At 59.0% G+C, this 11,409-nt stretch carries 12 protein-coding genes; 10 read left to right on the forward strand and 2 right to left on the reverse strand.

All coding sequences use genetic code 11. The features are described from left to right. Positions 1 to 2 precede the first annotated feature (2 nt). From FP026_RS26095 to FP026_RS26125, 8 genes are all read left to right on the forward strand, one after another. Positions 3 to 716, forward strand: a complete 714-nt coding sequence (locus tag FP026_RS26095) for an ABC transporter permease (RefSeq protein ID WP_432444154.1) — start codon at positions 3 to 5, stop codon at positions 714 to 716. A gap of 2 nt (positions 717 to 718) precedes the next feature. Then, positions 719 to 1,495 carry an ABC transporter permease gene (locus FP026_RS26100; protein WP_149637489.1) on the forward strand — a complete coding sequence of 259 codons (777 nt, stop codon included), beginning with the start codon at positions 719 to 721 and terminating at the stop codon, positions 1,493 to 1,495. A gap of 238 nt (positions 1,496 to 1,733) precedes the next feature. Next, positions 1,734 to 3,365, forward strand: a complete 1,632-nt coding sequence (locus tag FP026_RS26105; RefSeq protein ID WP_188112692.1) for an ABC transporter substrate-binding protein — start codon at positions 1,734 to 1,736, stop codon at positions 3,363 to 3,365. Beyond that, positions 3,346 to 4,296, forward strand: a complete 951-nt coding sequence (locus FP026_RS26110) for an ABC transporter permease (protein ID WP_149637490.1) — start codon at positions 3,346 to 3,348, stop codon at positions 4,294 to 4,296. The genes FP026_RS26105 and FP026_RS26110 overlap by 20 nt, the downstream gene beginning before the upstream one ends. Beyond that, complete coding sequence (locus tag FP026_RS26115) at positions 4,293 to 5,159, forward strand: ABC transporter permease (RefSeq protein ID WP_149637491.1); 867 nt, start codon at positions 4,293 to 4,295, stop codon at positions 5,157 to 5,159. Before FP026_RS26110 ends, FP026_RS26115 begins: the two co-directional genes overlap by 4 nt. Then, positions 5,156 to 6,841, forward strand: a complete 1,686-nt coding sequence (locus tag FP026_RS26120; protein WP_149637492.1) for a dipeptide ABC transporter ATP-binding protein — start codon at positions 5,156 to 5,158, stop codon at positions 6,839 to 6,841. Before FP026_RS26115 ends, FP026_RS26120 begins: the two co-directional genes overlap by 4 nt. A gap of 173 nt (positions 6,842 to 7,014) precedes the next feature. Further along, positions 7,015 to 7,191, forward strand: coding sequence for a hypothetical protein (locus FP026_RS30360; RefSeq protein WP_188112693.1), 177 nt, complete (start codon positions 7,015 to 7,017; stop codon positions 7,189 to 7,191). Next, positions 7,181 to 7,804: a helix-turn-helix domain-containing protein gene (locus FP026_RS26125; RefSeq protein WP_149637493.1), complete on the forward strand. Its 624-nt coding sequence runs from the start codon at positions 7,181 to 7,183 to the stop codon at positions 7,802 to 7,804. Before FP026_RS30360 ends, FP026_RS26125 begins: the two co-directional genes overlap by 11 nt. 79 nt (positions 7,805 to 7,883) lie before the next feature. On the opposite strand, the gene FP026_RS30365 is transcribed toward FP026_RS26125, so the two are convergent. Continuing rightward, positions 7,884 to 8,234 (reverse strand): hypothetical protein, encoded by a 351-nt coding sequence (locus FP026_RS30365; RefSeq protein WP_188112694.1) that lies wholly within the window; start codon positions 8,232 to 8,234, stop codon positions 7,884 to 7,886. A 363-nt stretch (positions 8,235 to 8,597) separates the two neighbouring features. On the opposite strand from FP026_RS30365, the gene FP026_RS26135 reads away from it, so the two are divergent. Both FP026_RS26135 and FP026_RS26140 read left to right on the forward strand, forming a co-directional pair. After that, on the forward strand, positions 8,598 to 8,744 hold the full coding sequence (locus tag FP026_RS26135) for a hypothetical protein (RefSeq protein WP_246665459.1): 147 nt from the start codon (positions 8,598 to 8,600) through the stop codon (positions 8,742 to 8,744). Further along, positions 8,741 to 9,931, forward strand: coding sequence for a cystathionine beta-lyase (locus tag FP026_RS26140; RefSeq protein ID WP_149637495.1), 1,191 nt, complete (start codon positions 8,741 to 8,743; stop codon positions 9,929 to 9,931). Before FP026_RS26135 ends, FP026_RS26140 begins: the two co-directional genes overlap by 4 nt. A gap of 101 nt (positions 9,932 to 10,032) precedes the next feature. Here the strand turns inward: FP026_RS26140 and FP026_RS26145 are convergent, their stop codons facing one another. Further along, a complete protein-coding gene (locus tag FP026_RS26145; protein ID WP_149637496.1) occupies positions 10,033 to 11,358 on the reverse strand; it encodes an NtaA/DmoA family FMN-dependent monooxygenase in 1,326 nt (441 codons plus the stop codon). Between the last annotated feature and the right edge of the window lie 51 nt (positions 11,359 to 11,409).

Consider the following 11,409-nt stretch of genomic DNA (forward strand, 5'->3'; position numbering starts at 1 on the left):
GCCTGTTTGGTCTCTGGTGGGTAGCCTCCGCCAGAGGCTGGCTACCGGAGCAGATCCTGCCGCCGCCAGCCTATGTCTACCAGACCGGCCGGGACATGATCCTGAGCGGCGAGCTTCTCTATCACACCGGGGTCAGTCTCGGACGCGTCGTCATCGGCTTTGCCATAGGCGCCGGGCTTGGCCTGTTGCTCGGCATCGCCATGGGGCTTTCCGAAACGGTCGAGGACTATGTAAAGCCGCTCTTCCTCGCCTTTGCGCAAATTCCGACGCTCGGATGGATTCCGCTCTTGATGCTGCTCGTCGGCATCGAGGAGACCTTGAAGATCATCATCATCGCCAAGGGCGCCATCGTGCCGATGACGATGAACACGCTCGCCGGAATCCGCGGCGTCTCGCCGAAATATCTCGAGGTCGGCAGAGCGCTGCGCTTCAGCCGCTGGCAAACCCTGCGTCTGATCGTGCTGCCGGCAGCCGTTCCCTCCATATTCACCGGCATCCGTTATGGACTCACCCATTCCTGGACATCGCTTGTCGGCGTGGAACTGCTGGCCTCTTCCGAAGGGCTTGGCTTTCTGCTGGTCTGGGGGCGGCAGATGTTCTGGCTCGATACCGTCATCGTGACAATGATCGTCATCGGCCTGGTCGGCTTTGTCATGGACAAGGGGCTGGACCGAACCGAACTGCTGGTTCAGCGCTGGAAGCGGCAGGAGCTTTGACGATGGCAAGAGCAAGCCGTTTCGTACGTTTCCGGCGTGGCATCACGCTGCCGATCCTTCTCCTTGTCGCCTGGGAGGTCTCAAGCCGGGCCGGTTTGGTGGATGCGCGCTTTCTGCCGCCATTGGAGGACGTAGTTGCCACAGCCAAGCGCGAGCTGATCGACAATGATCTTATCGGCGAGCTCGGCTTTAGCCTCATGCGCAACATTGCCGGCTTTCTTATCGGATGTGTGCTGGGCGTCGGCTTCGCCAGCCTGCTGGCGCTCTCGCGTATTGCCGATCGGCTGATCATGCCGACTTTCAACGGCCTGAAGCAGATCTCGCTGTTGGCGTGGATACCGCTGATCTCGGTCTGGTTTGGCTTCGGCGAGCAAGCGAAGATCGTCTTCGTCGCGCTTGCCGCTTTCATTCCCATCGTTCTCAACACCTATGACGGCATGCGCGAGGCACCGGCCGAACTGCTTGAGGTCGGGCGCGCGTTGAAGTTCAATGCGCGCCAGAAAGCATTGCGGATCTATATTCCCTCGGCAATGCCCTCTATCGCGACCGGGGTCCACCTGGGCTTGATTTATGCCTGGCTCGCGACCGTGGGCGCGGAGTATTTCCTGGCCGTCGGCCCGGGGATCGGCGGTCTGGTGATTGCCGGCCGTGAACGGTTCGACATGGCCATGGTCATGGTCGGCGTCCTGATATTGGGCCTGGTCGGTTTCATCCTCAATCGCCTTGCCTATGGGCTGGAGGCTTATCTGCTGCGCTGGCGACCCAAGCAGATCACGTAGGTCGCGCTGTCGATAGTTATGGGCAGGCAGTTGTTACTGTGTCAGCCGACCGCATCGCGCCGCAGCAGCAAGGCTGCATCCATGAAACGGATTTCTGCCTCCTTGTTCATAAACGCACCACGATACCTTTAGTCTATCATTTTTATAGACAATTATGATCCCGTTCAGACCGCGCGACCCCCATTCTCCTCCAGAAGCGGATGATCGGAGCGGCAGCGACCAATATTAAGGACGGGATATGAGCGAGAGATATTTCAGCGTGAATGGTGCGAAGCGAGGCAAAAGCGGCATCGCCCTTGCATTTTCTCTTTTGGCGATGATCGGGACCGCAGCGAATGCCGCATCCGAAACGACAAAGCCGATCGATGGTGGTGTTCTCAACGTCGGGCTGGCAACGGATGCCTCTATCATCGACCCGTCGATCACGGGCAATTCCGTCACGGCATTGATCACCCGCAATATCGTCGACTCACTCGTCGGGCAGGCTGAAGATAATAAATTCACGCCATGGCTTGCAGAAAGCTGGGACATCAGCGGTGATAATACTGTCTATACCTTCCATCTGCGTCAGGGCGTGACGTTCAGCGACGGCACTCCGCTCGACGCAGCCGCGGTCAAATACAATTTCGATCGCATTCTCGATCCGAAGACGACATCGAGCTACGCCAAGTCGCTGCTCGGACCGATCGACAAGATCGAGGCGCCGGATAGCCGTACGGTGGTGATCCATTATCGCCAATCCTTTGCTCCCTTGCTGCAGGGATTGAGCCTTCCCTATCTCGGTATCCAGTCTCCGACCTATCTTCAGAAGGCTCAGAGCACGACGAATACCGTCATCGGATCGGGTCCCTACGTGCTCGACAATTTTACCAAAGGCAGTGGCAGCAAGCTCAGCCGTCGCGCGGATTATAATTGGGGTCCTGGTTACGCCGCGCATAAAGGGCCGGCTCATTTCGATCAGATCGTCTTCAAATATCTGCCGGAGGCTTCCGTGCGCCTCGGTGCGCTGGCAAGCGGTCAGTTGCAGGCGATCGACGCGGTACCGCCGGCAAATTATCGCTCCGTTCAGGGTAACGGCAAGCTGCAGGTGGTGACGCGAGAAAATCCAGGCGTCAACAGCGCCTATTTCCTGAACACTTCGAAAGGCCCGTTTCAGGACTTGAAGGTGCGGCAGGCTTTCCAGAGCGCGGTCAATGGGCCTGCAGCGGTCAAGGCTGCCTTCTTCGGAACCCTGAAGGCGGCCGACAATATCCTCGGTCCCTCGACCCTCTATTACGACCACGACATCTCCCGTTCATGGGGCTTCGATCTGGCAAAGGCCAACCGGCTGCTTGATGAGGCGGGCTGGTCGCAGAAGGATGCTGATGGTGTCCGCAAGAAGGACGGCGGCCGCCTGACGCTGCATTATGTCTACGACAGTACCTCACTTGCCGCGACGGAAGTGATCCTGGCGCAGGCCGTTCAATATCAGGTGCGGCAGGCGGGCTTCGATCTGCAGCTCGATCCGGTCGATTCCGGCGGCTGGACCGCCCGAACCAATGCCAATGATTACGATCTGGTCTCGTTCTTCTATGTGCGTGCGGAGCCCGATATCCTGCGCACGGTATTCCATTCCGCCTATATTCCGCCAGCCGGTCAGAATGCGTCTCGCGTCAAAAGCCTCGACGAAAAGCTGACGAAAGCGGTCGGGGCTTCCGATGCCGAGCGTAAGAAGCTCTATGCGGAGGTGCAGAAGGAAGTGATCGAGCAGGCCTATGCCGTCCCCCTTTTCGTGGCCGCTTATCAGCTCGGAGCCTCGAAGGGCCTGAATGGCATTTCTTGGGCCACCAACGCAAAACCGAATTTCTACGATGCCTGGTTGGATCGCTAAGCTCTTCCAAACCGCTGTTCGGCGGATCGGGGTGGTCGTTGCCGTGCTTTGGGGCGCGGCAACGATCGCTTTCATCGCCGTGAAGCTCATTCCCGGCGATCCCGTCGCGATATTGGCTGGCGGGGAGAACGTCGTCGATGAGGCGGAACGGGCCGCATTGGTGCATCAATACGGCCTCGACCAGCCGCTTGCGCTGCAATACGCGCATTATATCGGCAAGGCTCTGAGCGGCGATTTCGGACAAAGCTACCAGTACAGGCAGCCTGTTTCCGAGGTGATCTATGAAGCGGCGCGGCCGACATTGCAGCTCGCCGGGAGCGCGATCGTGCTTGCTCTTCTTCTGGCGATTAGCGTGGCTCTCGCGACAGCCGGTCGTCGTAGAAGCCTGACGCTGTTGTCCTCGGGAATAGAATTGATCCTTCTAAGTACACCCGTCTATTGGATCGGCATCGTCCTGCTGACGGTCTTCAGCTTCAACCTCGAATGGTTTCCGGTCACCGGCAATGACGGACCATCGGCGCTTGTGCTGCCCGCCATTGCCTTGAGCATGCCTTTGGCCGCGCTGTTGAGCCAGGTATTGCGCGATGGCTTGGAGGAGGCACTCTCCCAGCCGTTCTCTCTGACGGTCCGGACACGCGGCGTCGGCGAGACGGTCTTGCGTGTCAGGCATGGTTTGCGGCACGCCGCGCTGGCGGCCTCGACCCTTACCGGCACATTGCTCGCCAGTACCCTCGGGGGCTCGATCCTGACCGAGTCAGTATTCGGCCGTTCGGGCATTGGGCAGATCACGCTTCAGGCGATCAAGACCCGCGACATGCCGTTGATCCTCGGTCTGGTGATGCTGTCTGCCCTTGTCTTCGTTGTCGTCAACCTGCTGGTCGATGCGCTCTACCTTTTGATCGATCCACGTTTAAGGAGGACAGGCCTTTGAGCGATGTCGTGCTGGCAGAACGCGAGCAGCAGCGCCGCATCAGGCGCCGCCCGATCTGGCTGTCTTTCGGACTGCTTGTTCCCTTCGCCTTTGTGGTCGTTCTTTGTGTTGCGGTATGGGCGCCACAATGGCTCTCTGCTCTCGATCCCGAGGCAGTCGATCCGAATGCGATCCTGTTGCCGCCTGATGGGCAATATTGGTTTGGAACGGACGAACTAGGCCGGGATCTGTTTTCGCGCGTCGTTTACGGAACCTCGCAATCCCTGACCATTGGCATCGGCGCGACCCTGATTGCCAGCCTCGGCGGTATCGTATTGGGGACGACGGCTGCGCTGGCTCCGAGGCCGATCGGCCGGCTTCTCTTGCGCATCATCGATATCCTGCTTGCCTTTCCGGAAATGCTGCTTGCGCTGCTGGTGATTGCCGTTCTCGGCCGCGGGCCTGCCAACACGCTCTTGGCGGTCGGGCTTGCCAGTATTGCCGGCTATGCGCGATTGATCCGCTCGCAGGTGCTTCGCATCAAGCTGTCGGGCTATGTCGAGCATGCCGTGGCACTTGGCGAGCATCCGTGGACGATCATCAGCCTGCATATCGTCCCCAATGCCATCCGGCCGCTCCTCATCCTCGCGACGGTTGGCGTGGGGAGTTCGGTACTGTCCGCCTCGGCCTTGAGCTTTCTTGGCCTAGGCGTCGTGCCTCCGGCGGCTGAATGGGGTGCGCTCCTCGCCAATGGCCGCAATTTCCTTGATATCGCGCCCTGGACCAGCCTGTTGCCTGCGACGGTGGTCGCGCTTTCCGTCATTTCGATCACCCTGCTGGGCCGCAGGTTGCAAGCCCTTCTCGCGACGGGGGATCTGCGATGAATATTCAGCCCGGCCTGCAAAACTTTCGGACTGCTGCTTCCGAGCCGTCCCAGCTGCTTGTGGTCAAAGGGTTGAATGTGGTCTTTCAGACCCCGCAGGGCCGCGTGGACGCCGTTCGCGACCTATCGCTGCAAATCGCCCCCGGCGAAATCCTCGCATTGGTTGGCGAATCCGGTTCCGGAAAATCGGTGACGGCCCGGGCGATTGTCGGCCTTGCCGGATCGCGCTCCGTGGTAAAAGCCGAGGGGATGGAACTGACCGCCCATGATGGCCGGCCGCTCAACCTCCTCGATCTGTCGGAAAAAGCCTGGCGCGATGTGCGCGGTCGCGAAATCGGTTTCATTCTCCAGGATGCGCTCGTATCGCTTGATCCCTTGAGGACCGTCGGTCGCGAAATCGCCGAGCCCATCCTTACGCATCGTTTGGCGCCGCGCTCGCTCGTATCGCAGCACGTTGTGGAGTTGCTGGAACGCGTCGGTGTCCCCGAGCCGGAATCGCGGATGGGCCAATATGCGCATCAATTGTCCGGCGGGTTGCGGCAAAGAGCGTTGATTGCCTCAGCGCTCGCCGGCCAGCCGCGCCTACTCGTCGCCGACGAACCGACGACGGCGCTGGATGTCAGCGTCCAGAAAAGGGTGCTCGCTATTTTCAAAGAACTGACGGCTGCCGGCCACGGCATCCTTCTGATCACGCATGATCTTTCCGTTGCCGCCCAGCTCGCGGACCGGGTCGCCGTGATGCAGAAGGGGCAATTGGTGGAAACCGGCCCGGCGCGCGGCGTTCTGTCAGATCCGCAGCATGCCTATACCCAACAGCTCCTGGCTGCCGTACCGACGGCTGCCAATCGCGGTCGTCGTCTCAGCGCCCCGGATAAGCCCTTGCCGCATAGGGAGGCCATTCGTTCGGGTGAGCGGCTCATCGACATTCGCAATGTGTCGATGAGCTTCAGGCACACGGACGGCAGTCTTCTGCACGCTGTCAGCGATGTATCGCTTCATGTCGACGGTGGAGAAACATTGGGTGTGGTCGGCGAATCCGGCTCCGGCAAGACGACGCTTGGCAAGATCGCGCTGGCACTTCAGCATCCGGATATGGGGGAGGTGTTGTTTGAAGGGCGGCCGTGGAGCACGCTTTCCGAGCGCGCACGCCGTCCTTTGCGAGCCGGAATGCAGATCATCAGCCAGGATCCACTCAGTTCCTTCAATCCGCGCTTCACGGTCGAGCGCATCATCGGGCAACCCTTGCTGCTTCACGGCAAGCTGAACAGATCGGCGCGCCGCGAAGAGATCGTCAGGTTGTTGGAGCTTGTCGGACTGCCACCCGATCTCCTTGCCCGCAGGCCAACAGCACTTTCCGGCGGCCAGCGCCAGCGCGTCTCGATCGCGCAGGCTCTGGCTGCGACGCCGAAGCTTCTGATTTGCGATGAGCCCGTTTCGGCGCTCGACGTCACGACACAGGCGCAAGTTCTCGATCTGCTGGTCGATTTGCAGGCAAGACTCGGTTTGTCGATGATCTTCATTTCGCATGATTTGGGAGTGATCCAGCATATCAGCCATCGGATCATCGTCATGAAACAAGGGGCTGTCGTCGAGGCGGGATCGGTCGAAGACGTATTCGAGCGCCCCCAGCATGCCTATACGCGCGAACTCATCGCATCCGTGCCGAGATTTAGCGATGGCTAGGGATAGTCGCGCCGCCAGACGCCCTGCAATGAGCTGGTTCTTGGGCAAGCCTTTCGTCCTAAACGCTTGTCCGGCGAAAAACATTTCGCCGCTCTTTTCCAGATTGGATGGGTCTCTCTCCACAACGGCCGGCTCTAAAAGTAGATTCATGATGTTGAGTTCGAGGAGTTCGGATGTCCCAGGCTGCTAATGTCATCGATTTCCAGGCCTATCGTGATGCGCGGGAAAAATCGTCCCTTGCGGTATCACAGGCGCGTGCGGCTTGGCCGGCCCAGCCTTTCGTCATGTGGGTTCCCTATCTCGGTTTCATTCCTGTAATGCCCATCGGCAATCAGACTTATGGTGGCTGAGGCGAGCGGAACGCTCGTTGTGGCCTCAAGAGCGGAGTCGATCGACGAAATATCTGCCTTGACTGGCCAAAATCTTCGGCGCCTAAGGACGCGCAGAGGATATTCGCTTGATCGATTGGCGAAGATTTCCGGCGTCAGCCGGGCAATGCTTGGGCAGATCGAGACAGGCAAGAGCAGCCCGACCATTGCAATTCTCTGGAAAATTGCCGCCGCGCTGGATGTCTCTTGCAGTTCGCTGATTGCCGAGCCTCACGAGACGGCTCTCCGGGTTCTCACCCATGCCAAAGCGAAAGTCCTTTCCGCTTCGGAAGGCCGCTTTCAGACGCGGGCCTTATTCCCCTACGAGAGCGAACGGAAAGTCGAATTTTACGAATTGAGAATAGCCGCGCATCACACGGAGAAAGCTGACGCGCATCGTCCGGGAACCGTGGAAAATCTGGTCGTTTCGCGGGGCACCGTCGAGATCGTCGCCGGCCGTCATGCGCCGCAAATCCTGGGCGAAGGCGATGCGATCCTATTCGAGGCCGATGTCGCTCATAGCTATCGCAATATGACCGGAAGTGAAGCGGTTCTCTTTTTGGTGACGACCTACGTCGAGGAAATCAGCGGCTGAACGTGCGATCCGCTTCCAGCCAAAATCGGGCCGCCCAGAGAGCGACCCGTCGATCATTTTCTCGCCGAAATCGTGTCGGTCAGGCAGCTTCCATCATGCAGCACATCATCATGTTGCCGCACATCATCATCATTGGCATGCCAGACGACATCATGGACATCATGCGCTTGCAGCACTCCATGAACATGTCCTTGTCCATGCCTTCCATCGGCATCGTTTCGCAGACCATGCCCGTGGGCGTCATCTTGCAGGTCATTTTGCCCATCATCATCTGCATCATGGGCATCATCATTGGATTCATCATCGGCATGCCGCCCATCATCGAACCCATCATCGGGTTCATCATGGGCATTCCACCCATCATCGGCATGCCGCTCATCATGGGGTTCATCATCGGCATCATGTTCATTGCAGGGTTCATCATCGTCATCTCCCGAAATTGACCGCGTTCTGGCCTTCGATGAAGTTTTAGTTATGTCAACCAATTTTTCTGTTCAATGTAAAAAATTATTTTAATATTCTTTCCTCTGATAGAATAGAGGCGTCTCCGCTGCTTCGATCGATATCTTCGTTATGGCAGAGATTCATCCGCTATTGCAGATGGCGAGATTGCCCTTGAAGTCGCTTTCCGCCTCAATGCCGAGTGCTCAGCGAGGCGAAAAATTCATTTTGCTGATTCACGCAGCAGCGGCGGAAAGCTATTTCTTTAGTCCAGTAAATTTATAGATATTCTTTCGGCATCGACTGACCTTTTGCCTGTGGCATTTCCAGCCAATCATCCGGTGAGTATCGCGTGACGAAAATCTATCGGAGCTTCACGGAGCTGATCGGCAATACGCCGCTGGCCCGGCGACCCGACAATACCGGCAAGCTCATCGTAGCCATCTTGCCCGATATCGGTGAACGCTATTTATCGATCTCGACGGAGCAGCCACAATGAGCAAGAACAATCGCCCTGCCAATCAGACCGGCCCCAACACCCAGCTGGTGCGCGCAGGCTATGATCCCTTCGACTATCATGGCTTCGTCAATCCGCCAAAGGTTCATGCATCGACGATTCTGTTTCCGGATGCACAAACGATGGATCGCAACGGGCAGAAATACACCTATGCGACGCGTGGCACACCAACGACCGACGCACTTTGCGATGCAATCAATGAACTCGAAGGGGCGGCCGGTACGGTCCTCGTCCCGTCCGGGCTTGCGGCCGTTACGACCGCGCTGCTGGCCTACCTGTCTCCCGGAGACCACGCGCTGATCGTTGATTCCGTCTATGGCAATGTCCGGCAGTTTTGCGACACCATGCTTTCCCGGTTCGGCGTCGATGTTCAGTACTACGACCCTATGATCGGCCATGACATCGAGAGGTTGTTCAAGGCCAATACGAAGCTGGTTCATACAGAGGCGCCTGGGTCGAACACCTTCGAGATGCAGGATATTCCCGCCATCGTCGAGGTCGCGCATCGGCACGATGCCGTCGTCACCATGGACAATACCTGGGCAACGCCGCTTTTCTTCCGGCCCCTCGACGCAGGCGTCGACGTGTCGATCCAGGCATCGACCAAATATCCCGCCGGTCATGCCGATGTGCTGATGGGCACGATTTCGGCAAATGCCAGGCATTGGAGGGCGTTGAAGCGCGCCAATGGAGCGCTTGGCTTTTGCGGCACGCCCGATGACGCCTATCAGGTTCTTCGTGGACTGCGCACCATGGGCATTCGGTTGGAGCGTCATCAAGCGAACAGCCTCGCTGTCGCGAAATGGCTGGAGGGACGGAGCGACGTCGTCCGTGTCCTTAACCCGGCTCTGGAAAGTTTCCCCGGGCACGCGCTTTGGCGGCGTGACTTCAAGGGAGCCGGCGGCGTCTTTTCCTTCGTGCTCGCGGCCGACCAAACGGAAGATTTCAAACTGAAGGCCCAGAGATTTCTCGATGGACTCTCCTTGTTCGGCCTCGGCTATTCCTGGGGTGGGTATCAGAGCCTTGCGTTGCACGTCGATCTGAGTGATCGCCGCATCGCATCGGCACCCATGGGAGGACCGGTCATCCGCCTTCAGATCGGGCTGGAGGACGTCGAAGATCTGATCGCCGACCTGGAGCGCGCCTTCGCAGCTTCATCAACGGTCTGAGCGTATCTCTCGATAAAAAGACAGGCTTGCTGCCAAGCTCTATCCGCGATGCCGGCAGCAAGCGCCGCGGATGGATTGTGGGGCCTATGGCGCGCCTTGCGTCAGGCGCGCTTGGCCGGGCTCAAGCTACCGTTTGCGCTTATGTAGGGCGGTAGCTCCAGATTCGCGCGGAAATCGTCGCCGACATAATCGGTGTCGATGATTGAACGCCGCCGCAATTCGGGCAGCAGCCCGTTCACCAGCAGGTCTTCCTGGTCGGGATTGCCGAAGCCATGCAGGGAGAGAACGTCAAGAATGCCTGCTCGATAGCGCTCCTCAATCGCGTCGGCAAGCTGCTCCGGCGTGCCGGCAACCGACCAGTGGCCGGTTTCCTGCGCCTGAATGATGAGCTGCCGCAATGTCAGTCCCTCGCGCGCATAGCGGCGGAAGATTTCCACGCGGCCGCGCCGCCGGTTGATGCTGGTAACCTCGGGCAGCAGCGATTCCGGCAAAGGCTTGTCGAGCGGCAGTTCGGAAAGATCGAGATCGCCGCCGAGCATGTCCACCAGTTTCAGGCGGCCCTGTTCGTAATCGATCCGCTCGTGCTTTTCCTTCAGGCGCCTTGCGACATCAGCATCTGAATCGCCGATCACCGAGTGGAAGGAGTTCATGATGAAGGGGAGGCCGGCTGCGCGCCCGAAGCTTGCCGCACGACGCCGCAGCTCCGTGGCAAAAGCGATGGCATCCTCGAGCTCGGGCTGTGAGGTATAGACCACCTCGGCATATTGTGCGCCGACGGTGACGCCGGCTTCTGACTGGCCCGCCTGAAACTGGACGGGACGGCCCTGTGGCAAAGGCGGCACGTTGAGGGGACCGTCAACTTTGAAGTGCCTGCCTCGATAGTTGATCGGATGGAATTTTGCCGGATCGATACCGATGGCGCCGGACGCCTTGCGTTCGGCGGCATTGCGCTCATTGGCATCATAAAGCGCATTGACGATTTCGATGAATTCAGCAGCCCGCTCGTAGCGCTCCTCCGGACTTGGCAATGTCTCGCCGAAATTCTCTTCGCCGACCGAGGAGGTCACGGCATTCCAGCCGGCGCGCCCGCCGCTTGCATGATCCAGCGTGCCGATCTGGCGGGCCAGATTGTAGGGATAGTGGAAAGTCGTCGAGACAGTAGCGATCAGGCCGATGTGGGATGTTACCTGGCTCAAGGCGGCAAGCGCGATGATCGGCTCCTGGATGCCGGCGGTTCCGGCAAGTCCCGCCGGATCGATGTGGAGCAGGTCGGCCGTGAACAGCCCGGTGATCTTTTCTGCTTCCGCCTTGCGGGCGAGTTCGGCGGCGCGCTTGATGCCGGTGACGGAGCTTGTGTCGTTTCCGGCGGAAATGACGCTGCTTGCTCCGGTCAATGTCTTCAGGCGTCGGGGACGATTGTGGGTCATCGCGAATTTCCTTGATCGTTTGAAATTCCGGTCTGCGCCGGTGTTTGGATT

The organism is Martinezella tropici (assembly GCF_008370325.1).
Classification (GTDB): Bacteria; Pseudomonadota; Alphaproteobacteria; order Rhizobiales; family Rhizobiaceae; genus Rhizobium; species Rhizobium tropici_B.